This window comes from Geodermatophilus marinus (assembly GCF_003428645.1).
In the GTDB taxonomy this organism is placed as follows: Bacteria; Actinomycetota; Actinomycetes; order Mycobacteriales; family Geodermatophilaceae; genus Geodermatophilus.
Map to the genome: position 1 here is coordinate 1 of NZ_QVQH01000008.1, position 14,907 is coordinate 14,907.

Sequence of the window (14,907 nt, forward strand, 5' to 3'; positions counted from 1 at the left end):
GGATCGCCCGCTCCGCCCGCCGGCTGCGGCTGCACCTGCCCCGCGACTGGCCGTGGCAGACCGCCTGGTCCCAGCTGTTCTCCACCACCTGCGGACCTCCGGCAGCGGCCTGAGCCGACCACCGCCCACCGGGCCCGATCGGAGACCGACCGTGGAAGAGCCGGACAGACCGGCGGCCCACCCACGCCCAGATCAGACAACCACAATCAGGTCACGAGCCGGCCGGGTCCACCAAGATCGACGGTGGATCGAGGCTGAATCCAGCGTCCGTCAGATCCAGGACGGTTCACGACGCCGGTCGCCTGCAGCGGCGGTGCCGGCTGTTGCCGGCCCGCGCGGTGGTGTACTTCGTGCTCGGGCTGTGCCTGTTCAGGTCAAGTCCGCTGACGTGGTGTATCGAAGTCGGTGACACCGCGTGATCTGTGCTGGTTGGGTCAGGCGCTGAGCGCCGGAATGGTCGGGGCGGTCACCTCCTCGGAGCCGGTGGCCGAGCTCGCTGGTTCGGTGGGCACGGGGTGCAGGCGGCAGCGGGCAAGGACGTCGAGGCCGAGGTAGCGGCGGCCTTCGGTCCATTCGTCGTGCTGCTCGGCGAGCACCGCGCCGACCAGCCGGATCAGGGCGTCGCGGTCGGGGAAGATGCCGACCACGTCGGTGCGCCGGCGGATCTCGCGGTTGAGCCGCTCGTTGGGGTTGTTGCTCCAGAGCTGCCGCCAGACCTCCTTCGGGAACGCGGTGAAGGCCAGCACGTCGGCGCGGGCGGCCTCCAGGTGCTCGGCCACCCGCGGCAGCTTGTCGGTCAGCGCGGCCAGGACGTGGTCGAACTGGGCGTGCACGCTGGCCGCGTCGGGCTGCTCGTAGACCGAGTGCAGCAGCGCCCGCACCCAGGTCCAGGCGTTCTTCGGGCAGACCGCCATCAGGTTCGCCGCGTAATGGGCCTGTAAAGAATCAACTTGTCGGCGTGTCCCGGGAGTGGCCGCTGCCGGCCGGCAACGAGGCGAGGATCTCGGCCGCGCTGGCGAAGCGGGCGGGAGCCGGCGGGGCAACGTGGCCGTGCTGGTCCAGGAGCGGGCCGACCTCGCGCAGCACGCCGCCGATGGTGCGGCGGCTGACCTCGAAGAGCTCCGCGAGGGTGTCGTGGGTGCCCAGTCCGCGCCGGTAGAGCACGGTGGCCAGCACCCGCTCGGGGTCGGTGATCTTCTGCATGAAGATGCCGCCACGGGCTCCGGGCAACCGTTCGCCGCCGCGTTGTCGATGGCGGTGGCGCTCGGCACGGGCGGCCAGCACGGGCACGATCCGCTCGGTCAGCGCGGCGAGCTCGGCGCGCGTGATGCCGGTCAGGGCCGAGTCGGCGAGGCGGTCGGCCAGCCGTGGTCGGGTCGGGTCCGGGCCGCTGCTTGAGGTGAAGGCGAGCAGCGCTTCGGCGGTGGCGAAGCGAAGCGTGCTCGCGGAGATCGGTCGGCCGTGCTCGGCCAGCAGCTGGCGGGTGTCGGCGATGGCCTGGCCGATGGAGTTCGCGTTGACCCCCAGCAGGTCCGAGAGCACGTTCATCGAGCAGAGCTGGCGTTGATAGACGACGGTGACCAGCACCCGGTCGGCGTCGGTGAGCAGTCCGGTGCTGCCCGCGCCGGCCGCGCGGCGCCGCGGCCCGCCGCGCTGCTCGAAGCGGCGTTGGGCTGCCTGGGCGGCCTGCGCCGGTGCCAGCAGCGTCACAAGCTGGGCCAGCTCGTCGCGCGTCATGCCGGTCAGCCGTTCGTCGGCGAGCACGGCCAATGCCTGCGCGCGGGCGCGAGCGCGGTCCTCGGCGCGCACCGGTCCAGGCTCGGCGGCCCGGCTCGGGGCGATGGTGTAGTTCCAGGCGCCGTGCCGGGCATGGGCGGTGATCGGCAGGCGGCGCAGCTCGCCGGCGGGAACGGCGATGCCGAGCGGATAGCGGCCGGTGTCGAGCTCAGCCTCCACGTGCAGCCCGGTCCGGGTGCGGGTCGCCGCGATCGTGGCGACGACGACCTCGTGGGTGGTCAGCGGCCGGCCCCGCCAGTTCATGGTGATCTGCGAGAACAGCCGGTGCTCGATCTTGTTCCACTTCGAGGTGCCCGGCGGGAAGTGGCAGACCGTGATCCTGAGGCCGGTGTCGGCGGCCAGCGCGGCCAGCTCCGCCTTCCAGAGCCGGTAGCGGTAGCTGTTGGAGCCGCCCGCATCGGCGGTGATCAGCAGCCGGTCTGCGCCCGGATGGTCGAGTGCTCCGCGGGCGGTCCACCAGCGGCGGATCGAGGCGACCGCGAACGCCGAGGTGTCGTGGTCGACGCCGACGTTGACCCAGCCGGCGTCGGTGCCCAGGTCGTAGACGCCGAAGGGAATGGCCAGCGGCACGTCGGGGCCCATGCTGAAGAAGCTGTGGTCCTCGACCGCGACCGGATCGCCCTTCGGTCGCCACTCCCGACCGGCCGCGGGCAGCTGCCCGAGCTGCTCCTTCTTCTTCGCATCGACGCTGATCACCGGCGCCCCGGCGGCCTGGTGCTCCTTGACCTGCTCGTTGATGTAGGCGAACTGCTCGTCGCGGTCGGGATGCTGCTTGCCCTCCAGCGTCTTGGCCGTGCCCTGCAGACTGAAGCCGCTGTCTCGGAGCAGGCGGCCCACCGTCGGCGCGGAGACCGGATGTCCCCGTGCGGTCAGCTCGGTGGCCAGATGCCGCAGCGACTTCGTCGTCCAGCGCAGCGGCGACATCGGATCGCCCCGTGCGTTCGGCTCGACCAGCTCCAGCAGGGCCGCCGTCATCTCGGGATCGCGCGCGGTGACCGGCTTACGTCCGCCGCCGGTCCGCCGGGAGCGGCCGGCCGGCAGTGGCTCCTCGCCGGAGTCCAGCTCGGTCACGCCGCGGCGCACAGTGGTCGGGCTGACTCGGGCCGCCTCCGCAACCGCGGCCACGCCCCCGTGCCCCAGCAGTCGGGCCTCGCAGGCCAGCGCCATCCGTTGCTGGCGCTCGTTCAGATGCGGCAACAGCACTTGGAACCTGATGGCGAGCTGGCCGCGGACCTCGTCGTCGACGCGCATAGCAGATCGTCGGCTCCGAAATCGGGAAAGAACAGCTTGATTCCTGACAGGCCCAATGCGTCCGGCAGCGCTGCCAGGCCGCCCCGGGCAGGGTGGCCCCGATGGCCTCGACCAGCCCGCGGTGCGCGTCGGAGGTGACCAGCTGCACGCCGGTCAGCCCGCGGGCGGTCAGGTCGCGGAAGAACGCCAGCCAGCCGGCGCCGTCCTCGGCACTGGTGACCTGCAGGCCGAGGATCTCCCGGTGCCCGTCGGCGTTCACGCCGGTGGCGACCAGGGCGTGCACGTTGACCACCCGGCCGCCCTCGCGGACCTTGAGCACCAGGGCATCGGCGGCGACGAACGTGTACGGCCCGGCATCCAGCGGCCGGTGCCGGAACGCCTCGACCTGCTCGTCGAGATCTTTCGCCATCTCCGACACCTGGGACTTGCTCAGCCGGGTGATGCCGGGACTCTCGACGAGCTTCTCCATCCGCCGCGTGGAGACGCCCAGCAGATAGCAGGTCGCGACCACGGTGGTCAGCGCCCGCTCCGCCCGCCGCCGGCGCTCGAGCAGCCAGTCCGGGAAGTAGGACCCGGCCCGCAGCTTGGGAATCGCCACCTCCAGGGTGCCGGCGCGGGTGTCGAACTCCCGGGACCGGTAGCCGTTGCGGCTGTTGGTCCGCTCGGCCGAGCGCTCGCCATAGCCGGCGCCGCAGACCGCATCGGCCTCGGCGGACATGAGGGTGTTGATGAACGTGGTCAGCATCTGGCGCAGCAGATCAGGGCTGGCCTGGGCCAGCTGCTCGTGCAGGAAGCGGGCAGGGTCGATACTGCTCGGTGCGGTCATCGCGTTCTTCTCCTGGAGTGCTGTGAGAGGTTTTCCAGAAGATCACGCGGTGGCCGCCTCTACGTCCGGGCCTCACCCCGGGTGGGGCCGTCGTACACCACCTTGGCGGACGCCACTCCTGTTCAGCGGCGCCGATGCCGCCGGTCCGCCGGGTTACCGCAGCGTGCTGCGGTCGCTGACCCACCAGCTGCGCCTGGTCGGGGGGCTGTGCCTGCCCAGCAGGACGAGCCTCGTCGGCGGTGAAACGGCACCCTCACAACACGCGCGAGAACCGCTAACGTCTCGGCCTCCGAGGCGAGATCAGTGGAGTGCGCGACGGAGGGGCGGCGGCGTGAGCAGAGATCCGACGCCCACCAGGTGCTGCCGACCAGGCAGGATCCTCACTGGCGCGGAGCTGTAGCCGAATGACGCCGGGGTCGCGTCCGATCGAGGATCCGCCATCCGCCACACGGACCCCCGGGGTGGCGGCCGATCCGCCTCCGCGACCGGAAGAACTCGTGCGGCTGGCCGAGGGGGCGACAGTCGCAGAGAGCGATGCAGGCCGGTCCCCCGACACCGCCGGCACCACGACGATGCGGCGGAAACAGGTCCGCGGATCCGCTCTGCTGGCCCTGGGGCGAGCACTGACGATCCTGTTGACCACGGCAACGCAGATCGTGATCGTGCGCTCCTTGACGATGAGTGACTACGGAGCGTTCGCCTACGCCCTAGCCATTGCCGGGAGCGGGCAGGTCCTGCTCTCCCTGGGGCAGGGACGGTTGCTCAGCCGATTCATGGCCAAGTACGACGAGCAGCGGGACTACGAGCGGATGTTCGGCTCCTTGGTGCTCGCTGTCGTCACCATCCTGGTCACCAGCAGCGTCGCCATCGCGACGCTCTTCATGCTGTCCGACGAGCTCATCGGGACGGCTGTGGAAGACCCCGCAACGGTGGAGGTCGTCCTCATCTTGGTCTTCCTGGCTCCGCTGGAGGCCCTCGACCAAGTTTTCGTCGCGCTCTTCGCGGTCTTCAGCAAGCCTCGGGCGATCTTCGTCCGCAAGTACCTGTTCACACCTGGCCTCCGACTCGCGGTCGTGATCGCTTTGGCCGTCACCGGCTCGTCGGTCAGCTTCCTGGCGCTCGGGTACCTGGCTGCAGGAGTCATCGGTCTGCTCGTGTACGTCGTCGTGGCAGTCCAGGTGCTCCGGCAGCGCGGGTTGCTGCAGCACCTGCGGATCCGCCGTATCGTCCTACCGTTCCGGGCCGTCTTCTCCTTCTCCGTCCCGCTCATCACCGGAGAACTGTTCCTGTTGTCCCTCACCGTCGGTGGGGTCTTGATCCTCGGCTTCTACCACTCGGCCGCGGAGGTGGCGAGCTACCGCGCCGTCTTCAACCCGTCGCGCCTGAACAACGCCGTCCAGCAGGCATTCGTCCCGCTGTTCCTGCCACTTGCTGCACGGCTCTTCGCCCGCGCGGACATCGATGGGCTCCGCCGGTCCTACTGGCACACGGCAACCGTCGTCGCGGTGTGCACGTTCCCACTGTTCGCGCTGACCGGTCCTCTGGCACCAGAACTGACCGTCGCCCTGTTCGGAGTGCGGTACTCCGAGTCCGCCCTAGTTCTGGCCCTGCTGTCCGTCGGGTACTACGTCAGTGTCGTGCTCGGGTTCAACGCCTACACGCTGCAGGTCTGCGAGCGCCTCCGCTTCCTGGTGGGCGTCAACGTCTTCGCGGCAGTGCTCAACGTGACGGTCGCCCTGCTGCTCGTGCAGCGGCACGGCGCGCTGGGGATAGCGATCGCGAACCTCAGCGCACTGGTGGCACACAACCTGCTCAACCAGTGGGCCCTCAGAGGTGCCATCAAGACGACCTTCATCGACCGCCGTTCGCTGCGCTGCTACCTGGCGATACTGGTCGCCGCGTCCGGGCTCTGGGTGTTCCAGGTCACTGTTGACCCCGGATTGGCCGTCGGAGTGGCGGCGGCGACGCTCGCTTCGATCGCAGTTCTGCTGATCAGCCGTAGAGCCTTGGAACTGGGTGACACGTTCCCCGAGCTGCTGCGGGTACCCGTTTTCGGGCGACTCGTCCGATGACCCAGGAGAGAGGTGCTCCGGTGATGCTGCCAACGAGGAGTCCATCGGTCGGTACCGACCTTCGGGCAGGGGACGACGAACTGGTGAGCGTCATCGTTCCCGCCCGTGATGAGGAACGCTCGATCGGCGCCACGCTCGAGGCCTTGCGCCGGCAGGCCTACCGCAACCTCCAGATCGTCGTCGTGGATGGTGGTTCCGCCGACAGCACGGTCGCGGTGGTCCAGCAGCACATGGCCGAGGACGAGCGGATCGAGCTCGTGCACAACCCCAGGCAGACCATCCCTACAGCGCTCAACCTGGCACTTGCGGCCGCCAGGGGTCGGTGGCTCGTCCGCATGGATGCCCACTCCACGGTCGGCCCCGAGTACGTGGGCACCGCTGTGGCCAGGCTGCGTGAAGAACGGTGGGGCGGAGTGGGCGGGCGGAAGGACGGCACCGGCTCGACATTCGCCGGGCGCGCCATCGCCGCTGCGCTAGGCAGCAGGTTCGGGGTCGGCGGTTCGGTCTACCACCATGGCGTGGCGGAGCAGGAAGTCGACCACATCCCGTTCGGCGCCTACCCGACCGAACTCGTCCGCTCACTGGGCGGCTGGGACGAGAGTTTGGTTGCGAACGAGGACTTCGAGTTCGACCACCGGCTCCGAAGTCGCGGGGGACGGCTCCTGTTCGATCCGCGGCTCAGGATCACGTGGCAGAGCAAGCAGTCGCTGCGCGAGCTCTTCCAGCAGTACCGACGGTACGGTCGGGGCAAGGTGGACGTCGCGCGACTCCACCCGCACTCGCTGCGTCTGCGGCACCTGCTGCCACCGCTGCTCGTGCCGTACCTGGCCGCTGCTGCGGGAGCCGTCCCGATCAGGCCACGAGTGGCCGGCGCGATGCTGGCTCCCTACGCCGCGGCGCTGGCCATCGCGTCGGTCCGGAGCGCCCGCGGCCTCGACGACGCCCGAGCACGGGGACTTGTGCCGGCGGCCTTCCTCGCCATGCACGTGGGCTGGGGGCTCGGCGTCTGGTCGCGCACGCTGGAGCTCGTCCGCCGCGGAGTGACGCGGTGAGCCCTGAGAGGTCGACCGCGCCAGCTCAGGACCTTGCCGCCCGGACGCACGTCGACTTCGACCTCCACGGCATCGTCGGCATCCGCATACTCGATCCGCGAGCACGCGACGTGGAGACGATCACCAGCCAGATCGGACCTCTGGTCGCACCCCTGGCGAGGGAACCCGACATCACCGTCCGGTTCGTCGACCAACTCCCCGGTCCACCGCGGATGACCTACGCCGGTTGGCCGGATGCGGCGGCGGCAGGGGATGAGTTCCTCCTGCTGCGGGGGGCGGACGGCGTGGCCGCGCGCACCTCGTTCCCCATAGACGCCATCGGCGACCGGTGCGACATCGTCTGCGAACGCAGGGTCGGCCCCGTTCCTCACCTCCTCGCCATCATCAACCTCACCGCGCTGACCAAGGGCGTACTGCCCCTCCACGCGTCAGCGTTCACCTACCGCGGGGAGGGAGTCCTGGCGACGGGCTGGTCGAAGGGCGGGAAGACCGAGACACTGCTCGCGTTCGCCGCACGGGGCGCTCACTACATCGGCGACGAATGGGTCTACTTGACGCCGGACGGGGGACTCCACGGCGTCCCGGAGCCGATCCGACTGTGGTACTGGCAGGTGGCCCAACTGCCTGGAGTTCGCGCCGCGCTCTCCCGAGCGAGCCGGGCGCGACTACGCGCGATGCCCTCCATCGCCTCGTCCGCGACCGCGATGGCCGACCGCCTGCACGGGGTCCCTTCGTCGGTCCTCCGCCGCGCCGCACCGGTGGTGCGCCGACAGGCGAACGTGCAGGTCCCCCCGGCGCAATTGTTCGGCGCGGAAGCCGTCGCGTTGCACGGACAACTCGACCACCTCCTGCTCGTCGCCAGCCACGACGGCAACGAGGTCACGATCGAGCCGGTGTCCGGGGCAGAGATCGCCGCGCGCATGCGTGCCTCTCTCGCAGAGGAGCGGACCCCATTTCTGCAGGTGTACCGCCAGTTCCGGTTCCTCTTCCCCCACCGTCGGGCGACCGTGGTGGAGGACGCCCCCGCTGTGGAAGGCGGCCTGCTGGACGACTACCTGGGCGATCGGCCGGCACACGCGCTCCGTCATCCCTATCCCGTAGACCTGCGCTCGTTGGTCGACCCAGTGGAGTCCTTGCTGCGCAGTACCCGGTAGGTCGTCGGAGACCCGTCGCCTCGTGGTCGGCCGGCTGACCTGACACCGGCGCGGCGCACGTTGTGGTGCTCGCGCCCCGGGGCGTGATTGGCTGCCTCAGCCGTGTGCGCGCGGTCCGAGCGACTCGGCGACGAGGACTGGGAGACTCCGATGAGACCAGCCGGTACCGACGCGATCGGCGTGCTGCGTTGGGGCCTCCGGCGCTATCGGCTGCTCTTCCTCGCCATCCTGCTCCTCGGCGCCGTGGTAGCCCCGGTCGCCACCGTCCAGCGGCCTTCAACGGTCGACGCCGAAGCCCTGGTCATCGCACAGAGACTGGACATCGACCTCGCCGCCCTTCCGCGATACGGGCAGGCCGTGTTCGACAACGGCCAGGTGGCTCAGGCCGTCGCGGCGCAGTTCGGCGACCTCGGCGCCTTCCAGGACATCGTCCCGGACAGGGTTTCGATGGTGGCCGTGCAGGATTCCATCGTCTTCACGGTCGTCGGGCACGACACCGACCCGGGGACCGCGGCGGACCTGGCCAATGTGGCCGCGAACGCCTTCGTCGAATCGCTCAACGCTGCCGGCGTCGGGGTGGGAACGTTCGCCGTGCAGAGCCCCGCTGAGCCGCCGGTCGCCCCGTCGACGGGCCTGGGAACCGTGCTGGCCATCCCCGTGGGCATCGGGGCCGGACTGCTGCTCGGCCTCGCGGCGGTGGCCGTGCTGCTGGTTGCGCGGCAACCTGTCCTCGACGGAATCGACGCGGAAGAGGTGACGGGAGTCCCCGCACTGGGTGTCGTGACCGTCTCGCGGGGGCGGCGGGGGCGCCACCTCCCGGAGGTGTTCGCCGGCCTCATACCCGCGTGCCGCCGCCTGCTCGCCCTCCCGGCGCCGACCGTGGTCGTCGCCAGCCGGCCCGAGGACGAGCAGATCCGCCTCCGGATGACCTCGGCGGTGACGGAGGTCCTGACCCGGGTTCGCGAGGCCGGGGATGTCAACGCTGCGCAGCTGACCACCGCCCACGCCGCCCACCAGCACGGTGTGGAGCGGTCGACCCACGCCTCGAACGGACACGGAGTCAGTTCCCGGCCCCACCCCACGGTGCTCGACATCAGCGATCCGCCCGCGCTCCTCCAGCCACCGCTCGAGACGGCGACGGTGCTGGTCGTCCCGGAAGGCATCGGCACCGCCGCGCTGCGGGCTGCGGTCGCCGAGCACCTGGGCGGAAGTGCGGAGGTCCGGTTGCTTCTGGTCCGTCCAGGCCGCCGCGTCCGCGCACGCCCTCAGGCAGCTGGGGACGCGATGGAGGGCATGACCGCTGACAGCTGACCCCGGTCCTGTCTCACGGCGCTCACCGGACCCGCGAACGAGGATTGAACCGCGGCGAGTCGCGTCTCACGGGCGGTGACGCATGACACGACCGGCGACTCCAACCAGCTCACGAGGAAGCCCTGACACCCGGCGCTGGTGCCGCCGGGCTGCATCCCGCCACCGCACGGCGCGGCTCGACCGGATTCTCGCCAATGCTGCCTCGGCCGCCTGCAAGCGCTTGGCGAGTTCCGCGGCGCTCATCTCCGGCATGATCACTGCCTCGGTCGGGGCGTCGAGCGTCACGGCGCCCGGCTCGGCGACCCGGCTGGCCAGCGCCGCACCCGTGAGCAATCGGTACCGGTCTCCCCTCGGAGGCGCCAGGGAACCCGGCGCACCGGGGCGGAGGGGGTCGTAGCCCAGGAAGCCGGCCAGTTCACCCGTGAGCTCGGCCAGTGCACTGGTGTCCGTCGCGGTGAGTCCCTCGGCCCAGCGATCTGCCAGGTCGGTCTGGATCGGGTCCCGCGTCCGGGTACTACCTGCTGAGAGCCGGGGGGTGCCGCGGGCGGCCTGTACTCGGCCGTGCTGCAGCAGGTCGTCCGACCAGGGCTCACCCAACCAGTCGACGAGCTCACGCAGCGTCTCCTCCGGATATCCGACCAGGTCCTCGTAGCGCAAGAGGGCGAAGCGGTCGTCGCCGAGGTCGACGCCCTGCCGGAGGATTTCCCTGTTCGTGCTGTCCCAGTAGGCGGCGGCGTCCTGGGTGTCGTAGTGGAACTTGCGGGTGAGCGAGTGGACGACAGCGCCCGGGTGCCGCACGATGCCCACGAAGACGGCATCCGGGAAGACGCCGGCCATCTGTGCGATGTGCCGCGAGTGGAACGGCGTCTTCTCGCCCCACCGGCGCTTGCCCTCGCTCCGTGCATGGCGCTCGAACAACGCGGAGTAGAAGTCGCGGAGGCGCTCGTCGAACTCTTGTTCCGTCCAACCGATCCGCTGGTACCAGCCGTGACCGTGCTGCCAGTTCGGGATGTTCTTGGTGGCCGTCAGCGCTCCCATGAAACCCGTCTCCTCGCTGATGGAGATGCGCGGGTGGGCATCCAGGATCAAGCGGAAGAGCGTGCTCCCGGAACGCATCGTGCCGACGACGAAGATCGGACCCTGCACCATCAACCGAGCCTCCTGCCCTCTGTCACAGGACGCTCGCCGGTCGCGGAGCGTCGATCACAGTGTGTTCACGTGCGGTGATGGCGACTGTTTCCGAGACAGCGACGTAGGCGAGGACGATCCAGAAGAACTTGAAGTTGAGGGAGGAGAGGAAGAAGGACGACAGCACCGTCCCGAGCAGGGTCGCCAAAGGTGGCGCGCGCAGGGATGGCGGCAACCGCACAGCACTACGCAGCGCCAGCCCCAAGCCGAGCAGGACCAACAGCACCCCGGCGACACCGACCTCCACGACGGCGAGCAGGAAGATGTTGTGCGCCTCCCACGTGGTGCCACGGTGCAGAACTCTGGCCTCCGGGACGGAGGAGAGCTGATCGGCGTACACGCGGGGGAAGGAGCCCCACCCGGCCCCGGTGGCGCAGTGGTCGAGGCAGGCCTGCCACCCCACCGTCCAGATGTCGGCCCGCCCGGATGAGTCGGTGCCCTGTAGTTGCCGCTGACCGATCCCGGCTGGGTTCAGGACCAGGACGCCCACCAGCAGGACCACCGCAATTGCCGCCAGTGCGTTCTTGGTGGCGAGTCGCGCCGACGCCAACAGCGTGATGACACCGAGAACGACGACGAGCGACAGCAGCCCGCCGCGTGACCCGGTCATCAGCAGCCCGAACAGCAGGAGCAGCATCACGAGCACGTTGGCCACCCTGGCCCGGGGCGGTCCCGTCAACGCCCGAGCCGCCACGATCGCGATCGGGAAGAGCAGGAAGGCGGCCTGCAGGTTGGCGCCCAGCAGGTCGTTGCCGAACCGGGCGCCCCGACCGTCGGGCGCGGGCAGACCACCCAGGAAGAGGAGCTGGGCCAGGCCGTAGCAGACGACGAGGCCGCCACCCAGCACGATCGAGTTCTCGAAGCGACGCAGCGTCAAGGGGTCGAACCGGGTCAGCGCCAGTGCGACGAAGAGGAGCACCAGGCTGGCCAGGACGAGGACGTTCTGCACCGTCAGCAGGGGTGCGACGCTCCAATAGACGGAGAAGCCGCAGAGGGCGACGAAGGCAAGCCAGACCGGCACGGACAGCGCTATCCGTGGGGCGCTCCGTCGGCTGGTGGCCAGCTGGGCCACCAACGCGCTCCCCAGCAGGAGCCCCTGCAGTGACGAGACGGAGCCGAAGGGCCCGGGGCCGATCGACACGAGGGAACTGAACGGCAGCAATACGGCGTAGGGCGGGAGCGCGTATCGCAGAGGGTCGCGGAAGCAGGCGACGACGTAGACCACGAGAAGCGGCGCCAGAGCCACCGCGACGAGCTGCACCACCGTCACGCGCGACGCCCTCCTCCCTGGCCTGAGGGATGCTTCCACACATCGACGCCTCCGGGGCCGGTAGCTTTCGCGGCGTGAGCCGGACCAAGGTGTTGTCGATCGTCGGCCCGGGCCGCAGCGGCACCACCATCCTGACCAGCGTGCTCGGCCAGACGGAGGGCTTCCTCAACGTCGGCGAGCTCCGGTGGTTGTGGCGGCGCGGGTTGCTCGAGGGGCGTGCATGCGGATGCGGAGCCCCGAGCCTGCAGGCATGCCCGTTGTGGTCCCGGGTGATCGAGAAGGTCTCCGCGGGCCGGGTCGCGACCGACCTCGCCGCCGAGATCGGTGGGGCGCTGGAGGAGTTGGCCTGGCGCCGGCACCGGTTGCGTGTCATCCGCGAGGCGACCGCGGGGTCGTCGCAGTGGCCCGCTCTGGAACAGGTGCGCCAGGTCTCCGAGGGACTCATCTCGGCCATCGCCGAGGTGACCGGCGCCCGTGTCGTCGTCGACAGCTCCAAGCGCGCGCAGGATGCAGCGGTGATCGCCGGGCTCGACGAGGTGGAGCACTACGTCCTCCACATGGTGCGCGACCCGGCTGCGGTGATCCACTCGTGGCAACGGCGGGACAAGACGACGCATGCTGCGGACGGCGCCCGAACCATGGCCACCCGCGGCTTCTTGCCGAGCATGGTCCGGTGGTCGGAGAACTGCCTCGGCGCTGAGGCCCTGCACCAGCGCATGCCTGGCGGTCGCTGGATGTTCGTGCGCTACGAGGACTTCGCAGCAGCTCCTCGCGCGACCGTCGCCCGCATCCTAAGTTTCCTCGGCGAGGACGTCCCTCCGCCCTTCGTCGACGAGGACACCGTCGTCCTGGACGTCAACCACACCGTGGCCGGTAACCCGAACCGATTCCGGGTCGGACCGGTTCAGGTCAGGGCCGACGACGAGTGGCGTCGCCGGATGCCCCATCGTCAGCAGCTCGCCGTTCGCGCGCTGAGCTGGCCGCTCCTCCTGCGCTACGGCTACTCGCTGGACACTCGATCGGTCGTCGGCGCCAGGGCCTGACAGGGGTCTGCCGAGGCGGCGACTGAGCACGGATCTCGCTCAGCCCTCAGCGGCGGCATCCGGTCCTGTCCCTCCGGTGCGACGCAGGTGCCCGGCAGCGCAGGCGAGCCAGGGCGAGGTGCGCAGCGGGAGGTACGACCGGGCGCCCTTGACCCGGACGGCGACCTGCCCGTTCCCGCGGTAGATCCCCACCCGTGGGATGGCATGCTCGTCGACCTGCTCGGCTCGCTCCGGAAGCGTGAACGCATGCGTGTAGCCGGCCGTCCGGGCTGCGCGGCGGACCTTATCGTCGTGCAGGCCGCGCGGATAGGCGAGCAACGTGACGGCGCGTCCGAGCAGGTCGGACAGCAGTTCCCGACTCTCCCGGAGGTCTCGGACGCACTCGGCCTCCGTGAGCCGGGTGAGGTCATGGTGAGCCCAGCTGTGCGACTCGAAGTCCACCCCCGCGTCCTGCATCTCGAGCACCTGGTCGAGGGACAGCGTGTCGAGCGGTTCCGGCCCCGGATCGTCCACCCAGTCCACCGGCTGGCCGGCCGGGGTGAGGGTCTGCGCCACCAGGAACACCGTGGCCGGGAGCGCCTCCCGGGTGAGAACCGGCAGGACGTGGCTGTGCAGGGAGGTGAACCCGTCGTCGAAGGTCAGCACGGCCTCCCCCCGGGGCAACCGCCCGCTCGTATCGAGCCGTGGCAACGCATCGCGCAGGGGGAGCACGCGCCGGGTCCTGCGCAGCCATCCGGCCTGCTGCGCGAACGCCCCGGGCTCGACCGCCATGGGGGATTCCCAGAGCGGTTCGACGGAGTGGTAGCAGAAGATGGTCATGACGCCCGCGCGCGCAGCTCTCGGTAGAGGTCGGAGACCGCACGGACGGTGCCGGCTGCCGAGAACGACTCCTCGACCCGCGCACGTCCGGCGGCACCCATCCGCCTCCGCAGCTCCGGGTCGGTCAGCAGCGGTTCCAGCGCAGAGGCCAGCCGCTCCGGGGCCCGGGGCGGGATGACGTAGCCTGTCATCCCGTGGGCGACCGCGCGTCCGACGTCGCCCACGTCGGATGCCACCACGGGCAGACCGGCGGCCATCGCCTCAAGCACGGACAATGGCATCGCCTCCCACCATGAGGGCAGGCAGAAGACGTCGGCGGCAGCGAAGGCGGCCGGCATCTCCTCCGGCGGGCGCGTCCCGAGCAATCGCACGTTCCCGTCGAGCTGCGCGCGGACCTCGGCCTCGGCGGCAGGGCCCTCATCAGGAGTACCGCCGAGCAGCCACAACTCGTGGACGACACCCCGCTGGCGCAGCATCCGGGACGCCGCCAACAGGTCGAGCACGCCCTTGCGGGGAGTGAGCAGCCCTACGTAGAGCAGGCGTGGTGGCTCGTGCGTCGGAACGCTCCTGGCGCTGTCGTAAAGGTCCACCGGCACGCCGTTCTCGATGAGCCCCACCTGTTCGGCCGGCAGCACGGCGCTCAACGCCGCACGACCGGCGGTCCACACCGCGATCACCCGATGCGCCGGCGTCATCGCGAGCCGCAGGAGCGTCCGGCGCCGGGACGTGGTGAGCCAGTCCTGGATGTTGCCCCCGTGTGCGTGGATGACGACGGCGCAGCCGCGCGCGCGAGCGGCCACGGCCAGCAAGGACGCGCGCATCACGGTGACGGTGGCAGCCAGCGCGGAGTGGATGTGCACGATGTCCCGCCCTCGCGCGGCCCGCCAGACAGCCACCGCATCACGAAGGGTTCGACCGACGTTGGCCATGGTGGGACGGGTCGCCTGCGGCGTAGACGAATGGGCCACGTTGAGAAAGCGCACCTCGTGCTCCTCGGCGAGGGAGCTGTCGATCAACGTCTCGAGGAACGTCGGGATGCCGCCGCGGTCCGGCGCACCCTTGCCGACCAGCAACACCCTGCTCATTGGCCGCTCCATCGCTCATGACCCGCGCCTACTGGGTCA

General features: G+C 70.3%; 11 protein-coding genes and 2 pseudogenes. 6 read left to right on the forward strand and 7 right to left on the reverse strand.

The window, feature by feature from the left end; all coding sequences use genetic code 11:
- Positions 1-254: 254 nt before the first annotated feature.
- Positions 255-419 (forward strand): transposase domain-containing protein, encoded by a 165-nt coding sequence (locus tag D0Z06_RS27115; RefSeq protein ID WP_370453309.1) that lies wholly within the window; start codon positions 255-257, stop codon positions 417-419.
- Positions 420-434: 15 nt separating this feature from the next.
- Here D0Z06_RS27115 and D0Z06_RS10800 read toward each other — a convergent pair.
- The 3 genes and pseudogenes from D0Z06_RS10800 to D0Z06_RS10810 form a co-directional block, all read right to left on the reverse strand.
- A pseudogene (locus tag D0Z06_RS10800) lies at positions 435-980 on the reverse strand (transposase); the annotation flags it as partial.
- Entirely contained in the window at positions 946-3,048 is a 2,103-nt protein-coding gene (locus D0Z06_RS10805; protein ID WP_117377394.1) for an ISAzo13 family transposase, read from the reverse strand. The pseudogene D0Z06_RS10800 and the gene D0Z06_RS10805, both read right to left, overlap by 35 nt.
- A gap of 49 nt (positions 3,049-3,097) precedes the next feature.
- Positions 3,098-3,874: pseudogene (locus tag D0Z06_RS10810) on the reverse strand (IS256 family transposase); the annotation flags it as partial.
- A gap of 461 nt (positions 3,875-4,335) precedes the next feature.
- Here D0Z06_RS10810 and D0Z06_RS10815 point away from each other — a divergent pair.
- From D0Z06_RS10815 to D0Z06_RS10830, 4 genes are all read left to right on the forward strand, one after another.
- The gene (locus D0Z06_RS10815) at positions 4,336-5,946 is read left to right on the forward strand and encodes an oligosaccharide flippase family protein (protein ID WP_158579939.1); all 1,611 of its coding nucleotides are present in this window, start codon (positions 4,336-4,338) and stop codon (positions 5,944-5,946) included.
- Between the two features lie 83 nt (positions 5,947-6,029).
- Positions 6,030-6,998 (forward strand): glycosyltransferase, encoded by a 969-nt coding sequence (locus tag D0Z06_RS10820; RefSeq protein WP_158579940.1) that lies wholly within the window; start codon positions 6,030-6,032, stop codon positions 6,996-6,998.
- Entirely contained in the window at positions 6,995-8,152 is a 1,158-nt protein-coding gene (locus D0Z06_RS10825; protein ID WP_117377397.1) for a hypothetical protein, read from the forward strand. The genes D0Z06_RS10820 and D0Z06_RS10825 overlap by 4 nt, the downstream gene beginning before the upstream one ends.
- Positions 8,153-8,302: 150 nt before the next feature.
- Complete coding sequence (locus D0Z06_RS10830; protein ID WP_147332016.1) at positions 8,303-9,463, forward strand: hypothetical protein; 1,161 nt, start codon at positions 8,303-8,305, stop codon at positions 9,461-9,463.
- Positions 9,464-9,529: 66 nt separating this feature from the next.
- On the opposite strand, the gene D0Z06_RS10835 is transcribed toward D0Z06_RS10830, so the two are convergent.
- The gene (locus tag D0Z06_RS10835; RefSeq protein ID WP_117377399.1) at positions 9,530-10,612 is read right to left on the reverse strand and encodes a sulfotransferase family protein; all 1,083 of its coding nucleotides are present in this window, start codon (positions 10,610-10,612) and stop codon (positions 9,530-9,532) included.
- Between the two features lie 22 nt (positions 10,613-10,634).
- Positions 10,635-11,921, reverse strand: a complete 1,287-nt coding sequence (locus D0Z06_RS10840) for an O-antigen ligase family protein (protein ID WP_117377400.1) — start codon at positions 11,919-11,921, stop codon at positions 10,635-10,637.
- A 74-nt stretch (positions 11,922-11,995) separates the two neighbouring features.
- Between D0Z06_RS10840 and D0Z06_RS10845 the strand changes: the two genes are divergently transcribed.
- A complete protein-coding gene (locus D0Z06_RS10845; protein ID WP_158579941.1) occupies positions 11,996-12,964 on the forward strand; it encodes a sulfotransferase in 969 nt (322 codons plus the stop codon).
- A 39-nt stretch (positions 12,965-13,003) separates the two neighbouring features.
- On the opposite strand, the gene D0Z06_RS10850 is transcribed toward D0Z06_RS10845, so the two are convergent.
- Together D0Z06_RS10850 and D0Z06_RS10855 are read right to left on the reverse strand one after the other, a co-directional pair.
- The gene (locus D0Z06_RS10850) at positions 13,004-13,783 is read right to left on the reverse strand and encodes a polysaccharide deacetylase family protein (RefSeq protein WP_117377402.1); all 780 of its coding nucleotides are present in this window, start codon (positions 13,781-13,783) and stop codon (positions 13,004-13,006) included.
- On the reverse strand, positions 13,780-14,868 hold the full coding sequence (locus tag D0Z06_RS10855) for a glycosyltransferase family 4 protein (protein ID WP_158579942.1): 1,089 nt from the start codon (positions 14,866-14,868) through the stop codon (positions 13,780-13,782). Before D0Z06_RS10855 ends, D0Z06_RS10850 begins: the two co-directional genes overlap by 4 nt.
- Positions 14,869-14,907 lie beyond the last annotated feature (39 nt).